Raw genomic sequence first — 21622 nt, forward strand, 5'->3', positions numbered from 1 at the left:
CGACGCTGGGATCGAAGCCGCCATGCTATCAGGCTACGGTGCGATCGCCAGCGTCGGGAGTTATCCGCCCGCGGCGCGGCGCTGGGGTAGTTCGGGCATGGCGGCCTGGTCCATGATCTCTGCCCGAAGCGCGTGCCAGCCCTCGCCAAACCAATATTCGCCGCGTTCGACGCGAAGGATCGGATCGTGCGAGGTGGCGACATCGTCGCTCGGGATCATCTGCTGATCCGGCACGCTGAAAAAGGCGCGCACGATCGGGGTGGTCGGGCTGCACCCTTCGCGCACCACGACACCCAGCCGATTGGAATTGAGCCGGACCAGCCCGCCAAAGGGCTGGATGCCCAGGCTGGTGATGAAGGCCCGCAGGATTTCGGTGTCGAAATGCCCGTCCCATTCAATCATCTGGGCCAGCGCCTCGTGCGGCGACCAGGCGCGCTTGTACGACCGGATCGAGGTAACCGCGTCATACACGTCGCACACCGCCGAGATGCGGACGAACAGGCTCAGCTGCTCGTCCTTCAACCCGTCGGGATAGCCGGTGCCGTCCATCTTTTCGTGATGATGGCGGCACACATCCAGGATGCGCGGGTCGAGATCCTCCATGTCGAGCAGGATGCTGTGCCCCAGGCTGGGGTGCATCCGCATCTTGGCCAGTTCGGCCGGGTCGAGGCGGCCGGGCTTGTCGACGATCTCGGACTCGATCTTCATCTTGCCGATATCGTGCAGCACGCCCGCCATGCCCGCCACACGGACATCATGGTCGCTCAGCCCCAGATGACGTGCCAGCGCCATCATCAGCGTTCCGACCGCAACCGAATGGATATAGGTATAGCGATCCTTGTCCTTCAGCCGGGTGACCGCGATCATCGCGGCGGGCCCCTGCGAGGTGGCCTGGGCGATCTCCTCGATCATCGGCGTCAGGTCGGAAGTGCGGATCACATGGCCCAGCCGGGCTTCGCCGAACAACTGGGTCACCGCCTCGGTCGCGCGTTCGGCGGTGACGCTGGCCAGTTCCATGTCGGTACGGGGCTTGCGACGCTTGGGCTTGATCATGGCCATCACGGGCGCGGCGCCTGGGGTAGTGGCAACGGGCACCGGCACAGGCACTGGCGCTGCCTGTTCGGCGATATCCCTTGCCGACACCAATGTCAGGCCGCGTCCCTTGTCCAGATCGATGGTCACATGCGGCACGGAATTGCGAATCTTGTCCCGGTCCTCGCTGTCCACCAGCAGGAAGGACTTTCGCCAAAATGGGTTCTTCAGCCATCCGCAATGCAGGGTGTGAATGAACATTCCCAGCTCTGCCTGGCTGCCCTCGATACGCAGATATCGATTTGTGTCTGACCGCTCGTTCATAGGGGGAATGCTTACCGAGGCACGGTAAAATTTTGGTTTCGAGCAGCTCGGATCGGCATTGTCCTTACGTTCCGTTAAAACGTTGAAAAATCCATGTATTGACCATTTTGGTCAGACAAAACCGCTCTAAAAAATATTCGGGGACGTTCGTCGGGTCGCCCGACCGCTATCCAACGCCCCGTTGCCCTCCAAGCTCATCATATGACGTGATAATCATTATCATTCGCGTTGACAGTGCGAGTGTCTCGCAATAGCGGCTTGATGCAAAGGGGAAACATCATGTCACATTCGTTCATCGCCCTATCCTGTGTCGGCTTTCTGGCGACCGCACCCGGTGTCGCCGCAGCCGAAAGCACGCCGCGCGCCGACAGCACGGCCACCCGCGCGCAGGATGCGACGGGGCAGCGCGACACGGTCGTCGTGACTGGTCAGCGCGCCGCCACCGCGACGCTGGAAAGCCCGAAGGCGACCGCCGCGCTGCTCGACACGCCGCAGACCATCACCGTGGTCAGCGAGCAGACCATCCGGAAACAGAATCTCCAGACGCTGCGCGACGTGCTCCAGACACTGCCGGGGATCACCTTCGGCGCGGGCGAGGGTGGCGGCGGTTATGGCGATTCGATCAACCTGCGCGGCTATTCGGCCAGCAACGACATCACCATCGACGGGGTGCGCGACAGTGCGCAGTATAGCCGCACCGACCCGTTCAACCTGCAACAGGTCGAGGTCTATAACGGCGCGAACAGCGTCTTCAACGGATCGGGTTCGGTCGGGGGCACGATCAACCTCGTCTCCAAGGTGCCCACGCCCGAGACGCTGACGATCATGCAGGGCTCGGTCGGCACCGACAATTATTATCGCGGCGCGATCGACAGCAATGTCCGCGTGTCGGACCTGGTCGCGGTGCGCCTGAACGGCGCCTACCACCATAACGACGTACCCGGCCGCGATGTCGAGAAGATGGAGCGCTGGGGCATCGCGCCCTCGGTCACGATCGGCATCGGCGGGCCGACCAGCCTGACGCTGGCCTATGTCCATCAGGAGGATCGCAACACGCCGGTCTATGGCATTCCCTGGTTCGACAATGGCCTGGTCGATGGCTTCGTGCCCGGCGCCAAGCGTTCGAGCTATTTCGGGATCGCCAATCTCGACCGGCAGGACAGCACGGTCGATCGCTTCACCACGACCTTCCGCCACCAGATCGACGAGCATTGGAGCGTGCGCAACCTGACCCGCTGGCAGCAGGTGACTCAGTATAGCGTCACCTCCGCGCCACAGGGGACCTTCTGTCTGGCCTCGACCAACCGCCAGCCGGTGACGGCGACGCCGGGCGCCACCATCGGCGCCGCATGCCCGACCAATTTGCCAGCGGGCTTCTACCTGCCGTCCGGTCCGCGCGGACTGGTGCGCGATCAGCAGAACCAGATGCTGACCAACCAGATCGACCTGCGCCATGAGGCAGGCGCGAAGGGCGGTTTCCACAATGTCCTGAACATCGGCATGTCGGGCATGATCGAGAATTACCGCCTGACCCAGGGGTCGCTGCTGCGCAACGCGGACGGCAGCGTGGTGGCGCAGCCCGCGATCGAGATCGCCAACCCGAACACCAATTATGCCGGCCCGATCAACTTCGTGGCCACCGCCCAGTCGCGCAGCGAGACTCGCAACCTGGCCGTCTATGCCTTCGACACGCTGGCGCTGAACCGCTTCTTCGAGCTGAACGGCGGCGTGCGCTGGGAATATCAGGAGGCCAATTTCCGCGCCCTGCCGCTGGCGGCGGCCAATGCGGGGCAACTTGCCTATCAGCCGCAGGTCAGCCGCGAGAAGCTGCTCTCCTGGCGCGCGGGCGCCGTGTTCCACCCGGTCGAGAATGTCAGCATCTATGCGGGCTATGGCAATGCCAAGACGCCGTCCTCGACGACCGTCCGGCTGGGCTGCGGCGTGCCGTCCACCGCGACCGCCGCGAACCCCTGCGCCGTCGCCCCGGAGACCGCCAAGAATTACGAGGCGGGGGTGAAGGCCGGGCTGTTCGGTCGTCGCCTGGAGCTGACCGCCGCCATCTTCCGCAACGAGCGGACCAATTACCGCGTGCCCTCCAACGATCCGGCGCTGCCGGTGGGCTTGCAGGTGCTGGACGGGCGCAGCCGCGTCGACGGCATCGCGCTGGGTGCGTCGGGGGCGATCACCCCGGCCTGGACGATCTTCGCCAACTATACCTATCTCGACGGCAAGGTGCTGCAGAGTATCTCCAACCGCGACAAGGCGGCGGGCGTGCTCGATCCGCAGGCAGGTGCCGAGCTGGTCCAGACGCCCGAGCATTCGGGCAGCCTGTTCACCACCTACAAGCTGCCCTTCGGCCTGGAGGTCGGTTACGGCCTGACCTATCAGGGATCGTTCGCGACCAACGTCCCCGTTGCGGGGAATCGGGTGCAGTTCCATGTGGACGATTATCTGATCCACCGCGCCTTCCTGGCCTACACCATCGCCCAGCGCTGGACGATGCAGCTCAACGTCCAGAACTTCACCGACGAGAAATACGTCACGGGCGTGCGCAACAACATCAACGCGACGACCGGCGTCGTCACGGGCGGCTGGGCGGTCCCGGGCGACCGGCGTCAGGCGACGCTGAGCCTGTTCTATAATTTCTGACCGGACTAGCCTGCGCTCATGCTGATCGTCCTCCCCGATATCCTCGATCCCGCCGGGGTCGCCCAGGTCCGCCGCGTCATCGATGCGGGAGCCTGGGCGGACGGCAACGCCACCTCCGGCCCGCAGGCGGCGCTTGCCAAGCGCAACGAGCAACTACCCGAGGATTCGGGGGCGGCGGTCGAGGCGGGACGGATGGTCCTCGACGCGCTGGGCCGCTCAGCCTTGTTCGTGGCGGCGGCGCTGCCGCTGAAGGTCTATCCGCCGCTGTTCAACCGCTATGCGGGCGGACAGGCGTTCGACGTGCATGTCGACAATGCCGTAAGGTTGAAGCGGGGCAGCGATTTCCGGATGCGCTCCGACCTGTCGCTGACCCTCTTCCTCGAGGACCCGGACGCCTATGACGGCGGCGAACTGGTGGTCGAGGATCTCTATGGCGAGCAGCGGGTGAAGCTGTCGGCCGGGAGCGCGGTCCTCTATCCCGCCTCGAGCCTCCATCGGGTCGAGCCGGTGACGCGGGGCACGCGCGTCGCCTCCTTCCTGTGGATTCAGTCGATGGTCCGCGACGATGGCGAGCGGCGCATCCTGTTCGACCTGGACCGCGCGGTGCAGCGGGTCGGCGCGGACAAGGGGCAGGGGGATCGCTCGGTCGTCGAGCTGACCGGCGTCTACCACAACCTGCTGCGCCGCTGGGCCGACGCATGACCGCCGCGACCCTTTCCAAGTCCAAGAAGCGCAAATGGCGCAGCTGGTGGTTGAAGCAGTTCCACACCTGGCACTGGATCAGCGCAGCGGTGTCGCTGGTAGGCATGATGCTGTTTGCGATCACCGGGCTCACGTTGAACCACGCCGCCAGCATCTCGGCCAGCCCGAAGACCGTGCAGAAGAGTGGGCTCTTGGCCCCCGGCCTGCGGCCGCTGCTGGCCAACCCGAAGACGAACGATGCGCCCTTGCCGCCCCGCGTGGCGGAAGCGGTGGAGCGCGCGGTCGATCTCGATCCCGCCGGCCGGCCGGGCGAATGGTCGGACGGCGAAGTCTATGTCGCCATGCCGCGCCCCGGCGGCGATGCCTGGGTCAGCATCGACCGGACGAGCGGCGCGATCACCTCGGAGCGGACCGATCGCGGCTGGATCTCCTATCTCAACGACCTGCACAAGGGGCGCAATGCCGGGGCCGCCTGGTTCTGGTTCATCGACGTCTTCGCGGTCGCCTGTATCGTCTTCACCCTGACCGGGCTGCTGCTGCTCCAGATGCACGCGCGGCACCGGCCCTCGACCTGGCCGCTGGTGGCGGCGGGCTTCCTGATCCCGGCGGCGATCGCCGTCTTTGTCCTGCACTGATGGAGAAACTCACGATGCGATCGACCGCTATTCTGGCGCTGGGCGCGGTGGCACTGCCGGGGGCGGCGAGCGCCGCGACGGTGAACGTCACCATTCCGAAGTTGAACGTCGCCGAATATCACAAGCCCTATGTCGCGGTCTGGCTGGAGCCTGCGACCGGCGGCCCGGCGCGCACGCTCGCCATCTGGTACGACGTCAAGAAGCAGGGCGGCGAGCCCGGCACCAAGTGGCTGTCCGACCTGCGCGCCTGGTGGCGGAAGGGCGGGCGGAGCATGGCGATGCCCGCAAACGGGATCAGCGGCGCGACCCGCGCGCCCGGCACCCATGCCATCCCGCTGCCCGCCGACCTGAAGCCCGGCCAATATGTCCTGAACGTCGAGGCTGCGCGCGAGACCGGCGGGCGCGAGCTGGTGCAGGTGCCGCTGACCGTGCCGAACCCCAACGCGCGCGGGGCGGGCAGCCATGAACTGGGCGCCGTGACCGTCTCGGCGCGCTGACAGGGGGATCATCATGAAGAACCATCGCCTCAAGCTGCTCGCCGCCGCCGCGTTGCTCGCCATTCCCGGCTTCGCCTCGGCGCATCGCATGTGGCTGCTCCCCTCGGGCACCATCTTCTCGGGCACCGACAGCTGGGTGACGGTCGACAGCGCCGTCTCCAATGACCTGTTCTACGCCGACCACCAGCCCGGCCGGATCGAATGGATGAAGGTCTGGCAGCCCGATGGCACGCCCGGCCGCATCCAGAACGGATCGACCGGGCGTTATCGCTCGGTCTTCGACGTGCAGCTGGACAAGCCCGGCACCTGGAAGATCGGCAGCGAGATGTCGGGGATCATGGGCAGCTTCAAGGTCGATGGCGTCGAGAAGCGCGTCGGTGGACGTGGCGGACCGCCCGGCCCGAACGGCGTGCGCCAGCCGCCGCTGACCGTCGCCAACATCCCCGCCAATGCGACCGACGTGACGCTGACCGAAACGCTCGGCCGTAACGAGATTTTCGTGACGGCGGGCGAGCCGACGCGCACCGTCCTGAAGCCGACGGGCAAGGGGCTGGAACTCGATCCCGTCACCCACCCCGATGAACTGGTCGCGGGCGAGACGGCGAAGTTCCGCTTTCTGGTCGACGGCAAGCCTGCGCCGAACCTGAAGGTCACCATCGTCCCCGGCGGCAAGCGCTACCGCGACGCCGAAGGGGCCAAGGAGGTGACCACCGACGCGCAAGGCGTGCTGTCCTATGCCTGGCCCGCCGCAGGCATGTACTGGCTGAATGCGACGCTGACCGACGACAAGCCCACCGCCCCGCGCGCGACTCAGCGGCGGATGAGCTACACCACCACGCTGGAAGTCATGACCCCGTGAGGATCATCCTGCCGCCCCGGATCGACCCGAACGCCGTGGCGAACGGCGATCCGGCGGCGGTCGTCACGTTGGGCGGCGAGACGATGGGGACGATGTGGCGGGTGCTCTATGCCACCCACGACGTGCCCGGCGCGCAAGATGTGGGGGCGGCGGTGCAGGCGCGGCTGGACGATCTCGTCGCCCAGATGAGCCACTGGGAGACCGACTCGGTGCTGTCGCACTTCAACCGCTCGCCAACGGGCAGTTGGAGTGTGCTGCCGCCCGATTTTGCGACGGTGATCGACACGGCCCTGCGCGTCGCGGCGCTGAGTGACGGCGCGTTCGATCCGGCGATCGGGCATCTGGTCGATCTCTGGGGCCATGGGCCGAAGGGGCCGCAGCCTGAGCCTGACGTGGCGGCGATCGAGCGGGCTCGCGTCTCGGGTGGCTGGCATCGCCTGCGCTGGGATAGCGCGAGCGCGCGGTTGTGGCAGCCGGGCGGCATCACGCTCGACCTGTCGGGCATCGCCAAGGGCTATGCCGCCGATGCGGTCGCGGACACGCTGGCGGCGCTGGGCTTTCGGCATTGCCTGGTCGAGGTGGGGGGCGAGCTGGTCGGGCGCGGCACGCGACCCGATGGCGATCCCTGGTGGGTCGATCTCGAAATTCCGCCGGGCGTCGATCTGCCCGCGATGCGCGTGGCGCTGCACCAGATGGCGGTGGCGGGCAGCGGGACCTATCGCAAGGGCGAGCACGGCCTGGACCCCCGCACCGGCCGCCCGCCGACCAACGGGGTGATCGCGGTCCATGTCGTCGCCGAAACTGCGATGCTGGCCGATGCGCTGGCGACCGCCGTCGCGGTGCTGTTCCCCGACCTGTCGGCGCTGGCACCGATGCGGGTCGCGGCGCGTATCCTGGTTCGGCGGGGCGGGGCGGTGGAAGAGGTTCTGACCGAGCCGTTACAACGGCTGCTCGGCTAACTTTCCTTCCCTGCAAGGGGAGGGGGACCAGCGAAGCTGGTGGAGGGGTGTCACCCTATCGAGAGCGGGACACCCCTCCGTCAGGGCTACGCCCTGCCACCTCCCCTTAGAGGGGAGGAAGTATGGATCAGAACCGCCCCCGGAGCGTCACGCGAACGTTGCGCGGCGCACCGGGCATCGTCCACACATCGGCATAGCTGCTGGCGATGTAATAGGTGTCGAACAGGTTCTCGAGGTCGAGCCGAACGTCGAAGCGCGGGTTCACCGCCCAGGTCGCATCCGCCCGAACGATCGTATAGCCGGGCAGGCGATAGCCGCTGGCGAAGGGATCGCCATTGCGCGCGCCGACATGGGTGACACCGCCGCCGATCGTCATGTCGCCCATCCGCTGATGCAGGTCGAGCGCGGCGATATGCTTGGGCACGTTGGACAGCATCGTGCCGATCAGCGCGGCGTTCTTGTCGTTGCGCACCGTCGCCTCGGTATAGGTATAGGTCGCGGTGCCGGTCAGCCCGCCGGTCAGGTGCAGGTCTGCGACCGTCTCCACCCCGCGCGACCGCTGCCGCCCGATCTGGGTCTTGACGAACACGTCGGTGGCATTGGGGTTCAGCACGTTGCGCTTGGTCATGGTGAACAGCGCGGTCTGGCCGGTCAGCGCTCCGCCGAAGAGCGTGTATTTCGCGCCCAGCTCGGTGGATTCGCTACGCTCGGCATCGAAGCTGCTCACCCCGTCCGACGGGTTCAGCCGCAGCGACCGGCCCCAGCTGGTGAAGAGCGAGAAGTTCGGGCTTGCGGACCAGGTCAGCGCGGCGCGCGGGGTTACGCCGCGATCAACCGTCTCCAGCGTCAGGTTGCCGCGCAACGCATTGACCATCGTCTCGCGGAAACTGTTCCAGCGCGCGCCGATCAGCGCGGTGAAGTCTCCGAAGCGGATCAGGTCCTGCGCATAGACGCTCTCGCTGCGATAGGAGGAATGGCGCAGCGCGAAGGGCTGCGGCACCGGCAGCGGCTGGCCATAGACGGGATCGAAGGCGTCGATGGTCAGGATCGGCGCACCCGGCCGCCCGCGCGCCTGATCCATGCGGAAGTCCAGGCCGTGCCGCACCCGGTCCATCCCGACCCGGATGTCGTGCGACAGGCCCAGCCAGTCGACCTTGGCGGTCAGCTCGACACGGGCGGTCAGGTCCTGCCAGCGGAAATCATGATAGCGATAGGAGCGCCCGATCGTCCGCCCATCGGCCTGCACACCGCGCGCGCCGAAATCGACCTGGGTGGCATGGCCGGTCAGGAAGCCGTCGCGGCTCGACAACCCGGCCTCCAGCGAAATCCGGTCGGTCAGTGTCGCAAAGACGCTGCCTTGCTGCCACAGCATCCGCTGGGTCATGCGGCCATCGGCGGGCTCGCCCAGGAACGTGTCGCGGTCCATGGCGCGGGGATTGCCCTTGATCGCGGCGACCCCACGATCGATCGGCGCGCGGTTGCGCATGAACTCGGCCTGATAGAGGAAGCGCAGATCCTGGCTGGGCGTGAACGAGACCGAGGGGGCCAGCAGCAGTCGGTCGGTGTGGACGAACCGACGAAAGCTGTCGCCCTCCTCCGACACGCCGATCAGCCGGGCCGACAGCGTATTCGTCACCGGGCCGCTGATATCGCCCATCGCGCGCACCCGGTTCCAGCTGCCATAGCTGAGCGACACCTCGCCCTGGCGGGTGTCGGTCGGTGCCTTGGTGACGATGTTGAGCGACCCGCCCGGCTCGCCCATGCCTGACAGGGCGGCGGCGGCGCCTTTCAGAAACTCGAACCGCTCGACCGTCGCGACATCGACCGGCGCGTTAAAGCCCAGATTGCTGCTGAAGCGGTTGATGAGGATGTCGGGGCCGCTATTCTCGTTCCCCGCAAAGCCGCGAATGGCATATTTGTCCCACAGCCCGCCAAAATCGTTCTGCCGCGACACGCCGCCCGCCAGGTCGATCGTGTCGTCCAGTCGGGTCGCGCCGGTCCGGTCGATCAACGCGCGGTCGATGATGCGCAAGGACTGGGGATAGCGGTTGGGGGGCGTATCAGTGCCGGTGATGCTGGCATTGGCGTCACGCAGGGCCGTGACGACGATATCCTTCTGCTCGTCACTGCCGCCATCGACCGGCGCGCGCGACGTCTGCGCCACCGCACCCTGGCCCATCGCCATCCCGGCCAGCAACACGGCGCATCCGATCGCCTTCGACATATTCGATAAACCCCAAACCACTGAATGTCGGCGGCCAGTATCGATAATGATAATAACTCTCAATCATAAAATGGATCGTTATTGGTCTGCTCGGGCTGTCACGCCTCTGCCATGCTGGTCCGCCATGGCCGGGGCGAGCGGTGACGGACCGCGCGTGAAATGATGGGAAGGGCAGTTTCAATGACGGCGATGCGGCGGACGATACGAGGCCTGGCGGTGCTGGCGACGGGGCTACTCGTCGCGACCGGCGCGCTGGCCGAGCCGTTGAAGGTCATGACCTTCAATGTCCGCTATGCCTCGGACGAGGGGGCACAGCGCTGGGCGGTGCGGCGACCGGTGATGGTCGAACTGATCCGCCGCGCCGCGCCCGATGTGATCGGGACGCAGGAACTGCTCCAGCGACAGGGGGACGATATCGTCGCCGCGCTGCCCGGTTATCGCTGGTTCGGGCGCGACCGGCGCGGCGGGCACGCCGACGAGCATATGGGAATCTTCTATCGCACCGACCGGCTGACCCTGATCGACCAGGGCGACTTCTGGTTGTCGGACACGCCCGAGGTGGTGGGCAGCCAGAGCTGGGGCACCGACCTGCCGCGCCTGGCGAGCTGGGCGGTGTTCGAGACCAGGGAGGCCAAGCCGCACCGCTTCCTGTTCGTCGACACCCATCTGCCGCACCGCGATCAGGACGGCGAGGCGCGCGACAAGGCGGCCCGGCTGATCCTGTCGCGCTTGCCCGACCTGGCCAAGGGGCTGCCGCTGGTCCTGGCGGGCGACATGAACGCCCGGCCGGATACGGCCGCCTATCGCACCTTCGCAGGCGCGCTGACTGATGCCTGGGGCAGCGCGAAGCGGCGCGAGGGGCCGGTGCTGACCTTCCACGACTTCACCGGCACGCCCGACCGCCGGATCGACTATCTCTTCCTGCGCGGGTTCAAGGCGGACACCGTGACGACCGACACCTATCACCGGGGCAAGGTCTATCCGTCGGACCATTTCCCGATCCGCGCGACCCTGTCGTTCGAGGGCGAGAAGCCCTGAGAGGCCTCCCCCATCCCGCATTAGGGAGCTTCGTTTCCCGATAGCGTTATCATTTGGCCCCTCCTATGATCGGCGGGACAGCCATGGGCGGCGGGGAATCGCGCGTATGCCGGGCATAGGAGAGGGATGATATGCGGAAGGGGCAATCACGGTCCGGCGCGGGGCGAGGGGCGGTATGGGCGCTGCTGTTCGGCACGGCGGCGGCCTGGCCGGTCATGGCGGAGGCGCGGCCGCGCATCCTGACCCCGATGAGCGCCCATGCCGTTCTGCAGCGCGATCGGCCGATCATCGTCGAGGGCGCGGCCGACGCGGGCGAGGGCGTCACCGTGATGCTGGGCGGAACCAGCGCCACCGCGACTGCCGATGCCAAGGGCCATTGGCGCGCGACCCTGCCCGCCATGGCGGCGACCGCCACCCCGCTGACGCTGACCGCGACCGGCAAGGACGGCGCTGTCGACACGATGGACGACCTGCTGGTCGGTGACGTCTGGCTGTGCTCGGGCCAGTCCAACATGGAATATCCGACCAAGCAGGCGCTGAACGGCGAGGGGCTGGTCAAGGGCGCGGCCAATGACCGTATCCGGCTGCTCGACGTGGCCCATCATGTCGGCCTGTCCGCCGATGAGCCGCTGGAGAAGCGCCCGGTCTGGGCCGCCGCTTCGCCCGCCAGCGTCGCCGATTTTTCGGCGGCCTGCTATCTGATGGTCAAGGATTTGGCGGCCAAGGCGAATGTGCCGATGGGCGCGATCGATTCGAGCTGGGGTGGGACCAAGATCCTGCCATGGATCGACCCCACCGATGCGCGCAAGCTGCCCGGCCTGTCGGCCGACGCCGATCTGCTGGCCCTGTACGCGCGCGACCATGCGGCGGGCCTGCGCGCGTTCGGCGACCGCTGGGGCGAGTGGTGGCGCAAGGCGATGGGCACGAAACGCGGGCAGGAGCCGTGGAACGCCCCCGACCGGCTGAACTGGACCCCGGTGCCCAAATTCGGCCCGTGGGAGGAATGGGGCGTGCCCGAACTCGCCGACTATAACGGGCTGGTATGGTTCCGGCAGGGCTTCGACCTGCCGACCGCCCCGACCGGCGACGGGGTGATCGAACTGGCGGGAATCGACGAGCTCGACACCGTCTGGGTCAATGGCGTGGTCGTCGGCGCGACCTTTGGCTGGGGCGACTGGCGGCGCTACACCGTGCCGCGCTCGGCCCTGAAGAAGGGACACAACGAGATCGTCGTCGGGCTGGGCGATACCTATGGTCCGGGCGGCATGTTCGGTCCCGGCGACAAGATCCAGTTCACCCCCGCGGGCGGCCAGCCCATCCCGCTCGGCACCGGGTGGCGCTATTCGGTCTATAAGGCGAACGACCAGAGTTATCCGCGCAGCCCCTGGGAAAGCCATGCGGGGCTCGGCACACTCTACAACGGCATGATCGCGCCACTGGGTCCGATCGGGTTGAAGGGCGTCGCCTGGTATCAGGGCGAGTCCGATGTCGGGCTCGCCAGCTATGGCGACCGGCTGGCGGCGCTGATGACCGGGTGGCGGCGTCAGTTTGGCGACCCGAACCTGCCCTTCCTGATCGTCCAGCTCGCCGATTTCGGCGCGCCGCCGGTGAAGATCGGCGACAGCGGCTGGGCGGCCCTGCGCGAGACGCAGCGTCTGGCGGTGCTGCGCGACAATCATGCGGCGCTGGCGACGACGATCGATATCGGCGTGCGCAACGATATCCATCCGGCGGACAAGAACGAACTCGCCAAGCGGTTGGTCTTCGCCGAACAGCATCTGGAGGCGGGCGACCGCGCCCATGCGTCCGGGCCGATGATCGCCTCGGCCACCCGCGCGGGGGGAGAGGTCGTGCTGCGCTTCGACGGGGTGCAGGGCGCGCTTCATGCGTGGAGTGCGGCCGCGCCGATCGGATTCGAGCTGTGTGACGCAAGCGCCTGTCGTTATGCGAATGCGAGCGTGAACGGGTCGGAGGTACGACTGGCCGATGCGAAGCCGGGTGATGTCCGTGTCCGCTACGCCTGGGCCGATGCGCCGGTGGTCAACTTCTATGACGAAGCCCCGCATCCGGTGGTGCCGTTCGAGGCGGCGATTACGGGAAACTGACGGAAGCCGCCCTCACCCTTCCAGCGCTTCGCGCCTCCCTCCCTCTCCCGCCGGGAGAGGGAAGGGGCCCGCCCGCGTCAGCGGGTGGGAAGGGTGAGGGTGGTTCGACCGAAAGGGAAAACACCACCACTCGACGCGTTACACCGGACGAAGCGCCCCAAAATGCGCTTGAAATAAAATTCCATCCGGTTGAAAGATAGCAACGACCCGAGCGGAATCGGGCGAAGCTTTGAGGAGAGAGCATGGCCGTGCCGCCAGAAGGCATTTCGCGCGCCAACCTGGCCCCGTTGCAGCTGCATGTCCCTGAGCCGAAATTCCGGCCGGGCGATGCGGTCGACTTCGCCAGTGTCGAGGTTCCGCCCGCCGGTGCGCAGCGCCGCCCGGACACCGCCGCGCCCGCCGATAGCTTCCATGAACTCGCCTATACGCTCGTTCGCGTGCTGGACGACGAGGGCCGCGCGGTCGGTCCCTGGGACCCCCGGCTCTCGGCCGATCGTCTCCGCCGGATGCTGCGCCACATGGTGCTGCTCCGCGCCTTTGACGAGCGCATGTTCCGCGCGCAGCGCCAGGGTAAGACCAGCTTCTACATGAAGGCGCTGGGCGAGGAGGCGGTCGCCGTCGCCGCTGCCCATGCGCTGGATTATGAGGATATGTGTTTCCCCTCGTACCGCCAGCAGGGGCTGTTGATCGCGCGCGACTGGTCGCTGGTCGACATGATGAACCAGATTTATTCCAACAGCGCGGACCGGCTGGGCGGCAAGCAACTGCCCATCATGTATTCCGCGAAAGAGGCTGGTTTCTTCTCGATCTCGGGCAATCTGACGACGCAATATCCGCAAGCCGTGGGCTGGGCGATGGCCTCGGCCGCCAAGGGCGACACCCGCATTGCCGCCGTGTGGTGCGGCGAGGGCTCGACGGCGGAAGGCGACTTCCACTCGGCCTGCACCTTTGCCGCCGTCTACCGCGCGCCGGTCGTCATGAACGTCGTCAACAACCAGTGGGCGATCTCCAGTTTTTCCGGCTTTGCGGGTGCGGAGGCGACGACCTTTGCCGCGCGGGCGATCGGCTATGGCATTGCGGGGCTGCGGGTCGATGGCAATGACGCGCTGGCGGTCTATGCCGCGACGCAGTGGGCGGCCGAGCGGGCGCGGACCAACCAGGGTGCGACGCTGATCGAGCATTTCACCTATCGCACCGAGGGGCACTCCACCTCCGACGATCCCACCCAGTATCGCTCGGCGGGCGAGCCGACGGCGTGGCCGCTGGGCGATCCGATCCGGCGGTTGAAGGACCATCTGATCGGCCTGGGCGAGTGGGACGAGAAGCGCCACGCGACCCAGGACCGCGAAGTCGCCGAGGAGGTCCGCGCCGCGCAAAAGGCGGCCGAGGCGAACGGTATATTGGGCCACGGCCTGCACCAGCCGCTCGACAGCCTGTTCGACGGCGTGTTCGAGGAGATGCCCTGGCATCTGCGCGAGCAGCGCCAGCAGATGCTGGATGAGGAAGAAGCGAGCGGACGGCCATGGGCGCGGAAGTGACCCCCGTTCGGCACCACCCCGGCGAAGGCCGGGGTCCAGTCGCCACGTCCTTGCGATCGCAGGGTATCGTGTGCCTCCTATCGTCTCGCAACTGGACCCCGGCCTTCGCCGGGGTGGAAGATAATTGATGAGCGACCTGATCAACCAAACCGCTCCCGACGCGGGCGAAACGACCCGCATGAACATGATCCAGGCGATCAACTCCGCCATGGATGTGGTCATGGCGCGCGACCCCGATGTGGTCGTGATGGGTGAGGATGTCGGCTATTTCGGCGGCGTCTTCCGGGCGACAGCGGGCCTGCAGAAGAAATACGGCAAGACCCGTGTGTTCGACACGCCGATCACCGAATGCGGAATCATCGGCGTCGCGGTGGGCATGGGCGCGTACGGCCTGCGCCCCGTCCCCGAAATCCAGTTCGCCGACTATATCTACCCCGCGCTCGACCAGCTCGTGTCGGAGGCGGCACGGCTGCGCTATCGCTCGGCGGGCGAGTTCACCGCCCCCATTACGGTACGCTCGCCCTTCGGCGGCGGCATCTTCGGCGGCCAGACGCACAGCCAGTCGCCCGAAGGTATCTTCACCCATGTCTCGGGCATCAAGACGGTGATCCCGGCGACCCCGTACGACGCCAAGGGCCTGCTGATCGCCGCGATCGAGGACAATGATCCTGTCCTCTTCTTCGAGCCCAAGCGCATCTATAACGGCCCGTTCAACGGCCATTGGGATCGTCCGGCCGAAAACTGGTCCAAGCATCCCGGCGGCGAGGTCCCGACCGGCTATTACCGCATCCCGCTGGGCAAGGCGGCGACGGTGCGCGAAGGCGAGGCGGTGACGATCCTGTGCTACGGCACGATGGTCCATGTCTGCGCCGCCGTGGTCGCCGATATGGGCGTGGATGCCGAGATCATCGACCTGCGCACGCTCGTACCGCTCGACATCGAGGCGATCGAGGAATCGGTGAAGAAGACCGGCCGCTGCATGATCGTGCACGAGGCGACGCGCACCGGCGGGTACGGCGCGGAGCTGTCCGCGCTGGTTCAAGAACGCTGCTTCTATCACCTCGAAGCGCCGATCGCGCGCGTGACAGGCTTCGACACGCCCTATCCGCACAGCCTGGAATGGGCCTATTTCCCCGGCCCGGTCCGTATCGGCCAGGCGCTCAAGAACTTGCTGAAGGACGCCTGACATGGCTCGTTTCACCTTCCGCCTGCCCGATATCGGCGAAGGCATCTCCGAGGCCGAGATCGTCGCTTGGCACGTCAAGCTCGGCGATCGGGTCGAAGAGGACCAGTCGGTCGCCGACATGATGACCGACAAGGCGACCGTCGAGATGGAATCGCCCGTGTCGGGAATGGTGGTCGAACTGGCAGGCGAGGTCGGCGATCAGGTGCCGATCGGATCGGCGCTGATGGTGATCGAGACCGATGCGGTCGAGGAAGCGGCGTCGCCCGCGACCGAGGAACCGGTGCTAGAGGCGGAAAACCCCGGCGTCGAAGAAGCGCAAACTCCCTCTCCCACAAGGGGAGAGGGAGCAGAAGAAGGTGCTGGCCTCGCCCGCCGTTCGGGCACGGGCGCAGGACCTGGGCGTCGATCTCGCCAGCGTGAAGCCTGCCGAGGGCGACCGCGTCCGCCATTCGGACCTCGACGCGTTCCTGCGTTATGGTTCGGGCCAGGGCTATACCCCCGTCCGCGCGCCTCGCGCCGACGAAGCAGTGCGCGTCATCGGGATGCGCCGCCGCATCGCCGAGAACATGGCCGCGTCGAAGCGCGCCATTCCGCACTTCACCTATGTCGAGGAAATCGACGTCACCGCGCTGGAAGAGACGCGCGCGCAGTTGAACGCCGGGCGGGGCAATCGACCCAAGCTGACCATGCTGCCCCTGCTGATCGTGGCGATCTGCAAGACCTTGCCCGACTTCCCGATGCTCAATGCGCGTTATGACGACGAGGCGGGCGTGGTGAACCGTTCGGGTGCGGTACATATGGGCATGGCGACGCAGACCCCCGCCGGGTTGATGGTCCCGGTCATCCGTAACGCCGAGAGCCGCAATGTCTGGCAGCTGGCGACCGAGATCGGCCGCCTGGCCGAGGCCGCCCGCGCGGGTAGCATCGCCAGCACCGACATGGGCGGCGGCACGATCACCCTGACCTCGCTGGGGCCGCTGGGCGGTATCGCGACGACGCCGGTCATCAACCGGCCCGAGGTCGCGATCATCGGCCCGAACCGCATCGTCGAGCGGCCGGTCTTCCGTTCCGACGGACGCGGCGGCGAGACGATCGCGCGCGCCAAGCTGATGAACCTGTCGATCAGCTGCGACCACCGGGTCGTCGATGGCTATGATGCGGCCAGCTATGTTCAGGCGTTGAAGCGGCTGCTGGAAACGCCGGTGATGCTGTTCGCGGATTGAGGACGCCGCCCTCGCCCTGAACCAAATCCCGCCCCCCGCGTCCTGTCTCTCAAGGCAGGAGAATTTCATGCGCGGAATGACGGCGGGTTCGCTGGAAGTGACGTCGGACGGGACGGTGCGCGGAATGGTCGGTGGCGACGTGCTTGTCGCCTCCGGTGTCCATGCGACGATCAAGGCCATGGTCGCGGGCGACGTGATTGTCGAGCGCGGCGCCTCGGTACGGATTACCGGTATGGTATCGGGCCGCGTCGTCAATCTGGGCGGCGCGGTCGAGGTGAGGGGCATGGTCGCCGGGTGACTCCCGGCTTGCCATCCGCATCCCGAGCGTGAACAGGGGCGGCATGACGACCGCTTCATCTGCGCGCACCGGACTGTTGCTGGGCATCGGCGCCTATGTCAGCTGGGGCATCCTGCCGCTCTACCTCAAGCTGTTGAAGGGCATCCCCGCGCTCCAGGTACTGGCGCATCGCATCCTGTGGTCGCTGCTTCTGCTCGCCGTCGTCGTACTGGTCGCGCGGCGCGGCAAGGCCATTATAGCGGCGGCGCGAGGCCGCACCTTGCTTCTGCTCTGCGCCAGTGCCGCACTGATCGCGGTCAACTGGCTGGTCTATATCTGGTCGGTCCAGAACAATCATGTTCTGGAAGCGAGCCTTGGCTATTTCATCAATCCGCTGGTCAATGTCGGGCTGGGCGTAGCCTTGCTGGGCGAGCGTATCCGGCGGATGCAGGCGGTGGCGGTGGGCATCGCTGCCACCGGTGTGGTCGTGCTGGCGGTCAGCGGGGGCGGGGCGATCGGCATTTCGCTGGCGCTGGCCTTGTCATTCGGTTTCTACGGCTTTGTGCGCAAGATCGCGGCGATCGATGCGCTCGGCGGCCTGACGGTCGAGACGCTGCTGCTCGCCGCCCCTGCGCTGTTCGTCCTGCTCCAGGCGAGCGGCGACGGCACGGCGGCGTTCGGGGTGGACCGGCATCTCGACATGCTGTTGATCCTGGCGGGCGCGGTGACGGCGGCGCCGCTGCTGATGTTCGCGGCGGCGGCGCGGCGGATGCGTTATGCGACGCTCGGCCTGTTGCAATATATCGCGCCAACGCTGCAATTCGCCCAGGCCGTGCTGCTCTTCGGCGAGCCGCTCAAGCCCGTCCATATCGTCACCTTCGTGCTGATCTGGGCCGGTTGTGCGCTCTACGCCTTTGACAGCGTGCGGGGGAGCCGGACGCCGGTGACGGCGAAATAGGTTCGCGCGGAGACGCGGAGACGCGGAGACGCGGAGACGCGGAGACGCGGAGACGCGGAGACGCGGAGACGCGGAGGGGAGCACCGTGCCGCAGGCTGCCTGCTTTCACCACAGCTCGGCTTTGGCTGCCGATCGAAGGGAGGAGGACAGGGCGGCACGTCCAGACACCTCCGCGTCTCCGCGCCTCCGCGTGAACGAACCTACTTCCGTCCGCTCTGCAATTTCGCCACCGCCCGCCGTAACACCCCGCGCGGCGCGATCCGCGTGCTGACGGTGGTCAGCCGGTTGAGCAGCCCGGACACCATCACCGCCTGTCCCCGCTCCAGCGCCGCCAAACCGTCGCGCACCACTTGCTCGGACGTACCCGCAAACCGCTCGAACATCGGCGTCTCGGCCATGCCAGCGATATCGGCGAACTCGGTCTTGGTCGGCCCGGGGCAGAGCGCGGTGACGGTGACGCCGCGACCCTTGACCTCCTCATGCAGCGCCTCGGAAAAGTGCAGCACGAACGCCTTGCTGGCATAATAGACCGCCATATAGGGCCCCGGCTGAAAGGCGGCGGTGGACGCGACGTTCAGCACGGCGCCTCGCCCCCGCGCCAGCATCGGCGGCAGCAGCGCATGGGTGAGCGTGACGAGCGCGCGGACGTTGAGGTCGATCATTCCCGTCTGCGTCACCAGGTCGCTCTCGGCAAAGTCGCCCAGCGCGCCGAAGCCCGCATTGTTGATCAGCGTATCGATCGACAGCCCCCGATCGACGATGCCGTCGAGCAGCGCCTTCACCCCCTCTGGCTGGCCGAGGTCGGCGGAGACGACATGCACCTCCACCCCCGGCCGCTGGCCCAGCTCACTCGCCAGCGCCGCCAGCCGGTCGGTCCGCCGGGCGGTCAGCACTAACGTCACCGGCTTCCTCGCCAGCGCTCGCGCGAAATCGGCGCCCAGCCCGGCCGAGGCGCCGGTGATCAGGATGGTGTCGGGCATCGCGGCCTCCCTTGGTCGGCGACTATCCCTTTAGCCAGCCGCCGGTGAATCCTGCCCTTAGCAATCCCCGTCGCAGATGCGGGTTCCGCCGCATCGTGTTCCAGATCAGGCCGGTGCGGTGATTCTCGATCATCGCGACGATCGGACCCTGGTCGATCCCCAGATAATCCTTGTCGACCCAGCCGACGCCCTGGACGATCTCGCCATGCTTCAACGGCTCGTCAGGCTTGGTCAGCGTCGGGTTGAACGCGTCGAGGAAGCCATATTTGCCATAGATGCCCGCACCATAGCGGTCGTGCATCGCCTTGATCGCGGGCATGACGATATCGGGGGCAAAGGCGATCGATCCGGCGGCGGCGGTGGGGGCCAGCGTGCCGTCGTCGCGCTCGCCGGGGCCACGCGCCGAATAGCTGAAGAACTCGCGGCGGACGCCATCGATCGTCTGGGTGAAATCCCCCGGCCCGTCACAGGCGGTCAGCCCCCAGATGTCGGAGCCATAGGCGGCCCAGCGGCCCGGATTAGCGATGGCATAGCGTTGCTGGGCATAGGTGGCGCGGCGGCTATTCTCGAAATAGTCGATGCCCTTGGTCGCCATATAGCCGTCGCGGATGCCTTTGAAATCGACCCAGACATGGCTGTACTGGTGGCCGAAAAGAGGCGCGAACTGCAGATGCGGCTCGCCCCAGCGGGAGCCCCAGCTCGGCTCGAACCGCTCGGTCCAGGCCTGCCATGTACCATCGGGCAGCGGATGGGTGGGGGAGCCCAGCGCCAGCAGATAGAGCAGCATCGACTCGTTATAGGCATTCCAGTCGGCGTTGATGAACCCCGTCTCCGGCAGCCATCCCATTGAGACGAAGGGCATACGCGGCCTGATCCAGGTCCAGTCGACCGCGCCGTAGATCTGGTCGACCAGCGTGCGGATGCGCGCTTCGTCGGGGTGATCGCCGTCGAACCAGCTTTGCGCGAACAACATGCCGCCCAGCAGCAGCGCGGTGTCGATCGTCGACAGCTCGCACTTGGCGAAGCGCAGCCCCTTGGTCACGCCCAGGAAGTGGTAGAAAAAGCCCTTATAGCCGCTGAACCCGGTCTCGCCCGGCCCTTGCGGCGCATTGGCAAAGAACGTCAGCGTGGTCAGCGTACGGGCGCGCGCTTCCTCCCGCGTGATCCAGCCATTGACCACGCCGACCGGATAGGCCGTCAACGCAAAGCCTACCGCCGCGATCGAGGCGAAGGAGGGCGTCGGCCAGCGGTCGGGCGCTAGGCCGGTATCGGCGTCGGTGGTTTCCCAGAAGAAGCGAAAGCTGCGTTCCTGCAAGTCGCGGATCAGGTCGGGTTGCACCTGCGGAATGATGCGCGGAGCGGTCACCCGCCCCTGCGGCCCGGCACAGCCCGTCATCATGGCAGCGAGGCTGAGGCCGCCCAGATTCAGGACGCGGCGGCGGTCGTACATGGTCTCTCCTCGCTTCGTTCTTGCGACCGGGCGGGCGGATTGGGCCCGGTCGTTACGGGGTGCAACCTAGCCGGAACGGCCCCTGCCGGGGAAGAGCAGGAGGGCCGCTGTCCGGCCCCTGGCATCGGCCGCTCTTCCGGCACGAAATACGCCACGATCATAAGAGGTTGTGGGGCTGCTGGTACTCTATCGGCATGCATGCCAAACGCGCCGGAACACAAAAAAATGTAACCGGTTACTGTACCAGTCGGTCAAAAGGCCGAATCGGTCTTGCGACACGACGCGCCCGATTCGAGTACAGCAAGGCATGGCGACGATGAGTGGTGATGAAGGGGGGGGGGAAGGGGCGGCCCGCCTCCGGGCCGCCCGGCATCCTCTCCTGACACGGACCTGGCCCGCACCCCATGTCCTGTCCCGCCCTGTCATCGGCCGGTGATCATGACATAGGGCGCGCTTACCGCGTTCCGCCGGGGTCCCTCAAGCACGGTATCGAGGACGGTGACGCTTGTCCGTTCGCTGTGTCTTTCGAGCAACGGGTATGGCGCTGGTCAGCCGTGGCAAAGCCGGTTTAAGAGGGCGGCATGACTGTGAAAATTGACATGGATGGCCCCGTCGCGGTCCTGACGCTACGGAATCCTCCGAATAATCACCTGGGGGTGGGAACCATTTCCGCCTTGGCGGACGCGTTCGATGCCGTGGATGCCGATCCTGCGGTACGCTCGATCCTGCTTCGGTCGGACGGGCGGGTATTTTGTGCGGGTGCGGATTTGGTCAATGCCAATCCGGTCGCCGATCCGCTGCCGCCCGGCGCGCGCAGCCCCTTCTACATGGCGGCGGCGCGGTTGTTCGGCGTGCAGACCCCGGTCGTCGCGGCGGTACAGGGCGCGGCGGTGGGGGCCTGGCTCTTATACACCTCTGACGCTGCCGACGGACTTACGCGTGGATGTCTTCGTGTTGGCCGGGATCTTCAACAAAAACAGAACGAA

The 21622-nt window shown here is 66.7% G+C and carries 17 protein-coding genes and 1 pseudogene; 14 read left to right on the top strand and 4 right to left on the bottom strand.

The genetic code is table 11. From position 1 onward, the window contains the following. Window positions 1-60: 60 nt before the first annotated feature. Window positions 61-1356: an HD-GYP domain-containing protein gene (locus tag SB4_RS04435; protein ID WP_082669953.1), complete on the bottom strand. Its 1296-nt coding sequence runs from the start codon at window positions 1354-1356 to the stop codon at window positions 61-63. Between the two features lie 279 nt (window positions 1357-1635). On the opposite strand from SB4_RS04435, the gene SB4_RS04440 reads away from it, so the two are divergent. From SB4_RS04440 to SB4_RS04465, 6 genes are read left to right on the top strand one after another with little or no spacing between them, the layout of a single operon-like run. Then, complete coding sequence (locus SB4_RS04440; protein WP_082669954.1) at window positions 1636-4005, top strand: TonB-dependent receptor; 2370 nt, start codon at window positions 1636-1638, stop codon at window positions 4003-4005. 18 nt (window positions 4006-4023) lie between these two features. Next, window positions 4024-4707, top strand: a complete 684-nt coding sequence (locus SB4_RS04445; protein WP_058751584.1) for a Fe2+-dependent dioxygenase — start codon at window positions 4024-4026, stop codon at window positions 4705-4707. Next, window positions 4704-5342 (top strand): PepSY-associated TM helix domain-containing protein, encoded by a 639-nt coding sequence (locus tag SB4_RS04450; protein ID WP_058751585.1) that lies wholly within the window; start codon window positions 4704-4706, stop codon window positions 5340-5342. The genes SB4_RS04445 and SB4_RS04450 overlap by 4 nt, the downstream gene beginning before the upstream one ends. A 14-nt stretch (window positions 5343-5356) precedes the next feature. Beyond that, window positions 5357-5839, top strand: coding sequence for a DUF2271 domain-containing protein (locus tag SB4_RS04455; protein WP_193753732.1), 483 nt, complete (start codon window positions 5357-5359; stop codon window positions 5837-5839). A 13-nt stretch (window positions 5840-5852) separates the two neighbouring features. Next, complete coding sequence (locus tag SB4_RS04460) at window positions 5853-6698, top strand: DUF4198 domain-containing protein (RefSeq protein ID WP_058751587.1); 846 nt, start codon at window positions 5853-5855, stop codon at window positions 6696-6698. Continuing rightward, the gene (locus tag SB4_RS04465) at window positions 6695-7657 is read left to right on the top strand and encodes an FAD:protein FMN transferase (RefSeq protein WP_241488475.1); all 963 of its coding nucleotides are present in this window, start codon (window positions 6695-6697) and stop codon (window positions 7655-7657) included. Before SB4_RS04460 ends, SB4_RS04465 begins: the two co-directional genes overlap by 4 nt. 127 nt (window positions 7658-7784) lie before the next feature. On the opposite strand, the gene SB4_RS04470 is transcribed toward SB4_RS04465, so the two are convergent. Continuing rightward, window positions 7785-9881: a TonB-dependent siderophore receptor gene (locus tag SB4_RS04470; RefSeq protein WP_082669955.1), complete on the bottom strand. Its 2097-nt coding sequence runs from the start codon at window positions 9879-9881 to the stop codon at window positions 7785-7787. A gap of 180 nt (window positions 9882-10061) precedes the next feature. Here SB4_RS04470 and SB4_RS04475 point away from each other — a divergent pair, with 180 nt between their 5' ends. From SB4_RS04475 to rarD, 7 genes and pseudogenes are all read left to right on the top strand, one after another. Beyond that, window positions 10062-10919: an endonuclease/exonuclease/phosphatase family protein gene (locus SB4_RS04475; RefSeq protein ID WP_241488476.1), complete on the top strand. Its 858-nt coding sequence runs from the start codon at window positions 10062-10064 to the stop codon at window positions 10917-10919. 131 nt (window positions 10920-11050) lie between these two features. Next, window positions 11051-13024, top strand: a complete 1974-nt coding sequence (locus SB4_RS04480; RefSeq protein ID WP_058751588.1) for a sialate O-acetylesterase — start codon at window positions 11051-11053, stop codon at window positions 13022-13024. A gap of 242 nt (window positions 13025-13266) precedes the next feature. Then, a complete protein-coding gene (locus SB4_RS04485) occupies window positions 13267-14562 on the top strand; it encodes a 3-methyl-2-oxobutanoate dehydrogenase (2-methylpropanoyl-transferring) subunit alpha (protein WP_058751589.1) in 1296 nt (431 codons plus the stop codon). Between the two features lie 178 nt (window positions 14563-14740). After that, on the top strand, window positions 14741-15748 hold the full coding sequence (locus tag SB4_RS04490; RefSeq protein ID WP_058751600.1) for an alpha-ketoacid dehydrogenase subunit beta: 1008 nt from the start codon (window positions 14741-14743) through the stop codon (window positions 15746-15748). A gap of 1 nt (window position 15749) precedes the next feature. After that, a pseudogene (locus SB4_RS04495) lies at window positions 15750-16971 on the top strand (dihydrolipoamide acetyltransferase family protein). Between the two features lie 67 nt (window positions 16972-17038). After that, window positions 17039-17269 (top strand): hypothetical protein, encoded by a 231-nt coding sequence (locus tag SB4_RS04500; protein ID WP_058751590.1) that lies wholly within the window; start codon window positions 17039-17041, stop codon window positions 17267-17269. A gap of 43 nt (window positions 17270-17312) precedes the next feature. Beyond that, window positions 17313-18206 carry an EamA family transporter RarD gene (rarD, locus tag SB4_RS04505; RefSeq protein WP_058751591.1) on the top strand — a complete coding sequence of 298 codons (894 nt, stop codon included), beginning with the start codon at window positions 17313-17315 and terminating at the stop codon, window positions 18204-18206. 200 nt (window positions 18207-18406) lie between these two features. Here the strand turns inward: rarD and SB4_RS04510 are convergent, their stop codons facing one another. Next, on the bottom strand, window positions 18407-19186 hold the full coding sequence (locus SB4_RS04510) for an SDR family NAD(P)-dependent oxidoreductase (protein ID WP_058751592.1): 780 nt from the start codon (window positions 19184-19186) through the stop codon (window positions 18407-18409). A 22-nt stretch (window positions 19187-19208) separates the two neighbouring features. Continuing rightward, window positions 19209-20636 carry a glucoamylase family protein gene (locus tag SB4_RS04515; RefSeq protein WP_058751593.1) on the bottom strand — a complete coding sequence of 476 codons (1428 nt, stop codon included), beginning with the start codon at window positions 20634-20636 and terminating at the stop codon, window positions 19209-19211. 599 nt (window positions 20637-21235) lie between these two features. On the opposite strand from SB4_RS04515, the gene SB4_RS04520 reads away from it, so the two are divergent. Beyond that, window positions 21236-21622: enoyl-CoA hydratase-related protein (locus tag SB4_RS04520; RefSeq protein ID WP_193753733.1), on the top strand; the 387-nt coding region annotated here is incomplete at its 3' end.

This window comes from Sphingomonas sanguinis (genome assembly GCF_001476905.1).
Taxonomy (GTDB): domain Bacteria; phylum Pseudomonadota; class Alphaproteobacteria; order Sphingomonadales; family Sphingomonadaceae; genus Sphingomonas; species Sphingomonas sanguinis_B.

Excerpts from the sequence above, each read along its gene's own strand:
- SB4_RS04470 (WP_082669955.1), bottom strand. The coding sequence starts at position 9,881 with ATGTCGAAGGCGATCGGATGCGCCGTGTTGCTGGCCGGGATGGCGATG.
- SB4_RS04435 (WP_082669953.1), bottom strand. The coding sequence starts at position 1,356 with ATGAACGAGCGGTCAGACACAAATCGATATCTGCGTATCGAGGGCAGC.
- SB4_RS04480 (WP_058751588.1), top strand. The coding sequence starts at position 11,051 with ATGCGGAAGGGGCAATCACGGTCCGGCGCGGGGCGAGGGGCGGTATGG.
- SB4_RS04515 (WP_058751593.1), bottom strand. The coding sequence starts at position 20,636 with ATGTACGACCGCCGCCGCGTCCTGAATCTGGGCGGCCTCAGCCTCGCT.
- SB4_RS04445 (WP_058751584.1), top strand. The coding sequence starts at position 4,024 with ATGCTGATCGTCCTCCCCGATATCCTCGATCCCGCCGGGGTCGCCCAG.
- SB4_RS04475 (WP_241488476.1), top strand. The coding sequence starts at position 10,062 with ATGACGGCGATGCGGCGGACGATACGAGGCCTGGCGGTGCTGGCGACG.
- SB4_RS04450 (WP_058751585.1), top strand. The coding sequence starts at position 4,704 with ATGACCGCCGCGACCCTTTCCAAGTCCAAGAAGCGCAAATGGCGCAGC.
- SB4_RS04455 (WP_193753732.1), top strand. The coding sequence starts at position 5,357 with ATGCGATCGACCGCTATTCTGGCGCTGGGCGCGGTGGCACTGCCGGGG.
- SB4_RS04500 (WP_058751590.1), top strand. The coding sequence starts at position 17,039 with ATGCGCGGAATGACGGCGGGTTCGCTGGAAGTGACGTCGGACGGGACG.
- rarD (WP_058751591.1), top strand. The coding sequence starts at position 17,313 with ATGACGACCGCTTCATCTGCGCGCACCGGACTGTTGCTGGGCATCGGC.
- SB4_RS04440 (WP_082669954.1), top strand. The coding sequence starts at position 1,636 with ATGTCACATTCGTTCATCGCCCTATCCTGTGTCGGCTTTCTGGCGACC.
- SB4_RS04460 (WP_058751587.1), top strand. The coding sequence starts at position 5,853 with ATGAAGAACCATCGCCTCAAGCTGCTCGCCGCCGCCGCGTTGCTCGCC.
- SB4_RS04490 (WP_058751600.1), top strand. The coding sequence starts at position 14,741 with ATGAACATGATCCAGGCGATCAACTCCGCCATGGATGTGGTCATGGCG.
- SB4_RS04510 (WP_058751592.1), bottom strand. The coding sequence starts at position 19,186 with ATGCCCGACACCATCCTGATCACCGGCGCCTCGGCCGGGCTGGGCGCC.
- SB4_RS04485 (WP_058751589.1), top strand. The coding sequence starts at position 13,267 with ATGGCCGTGCCGCCAGAAGGCATTTCGCGCGCCAACCTGGCCCCGTTG.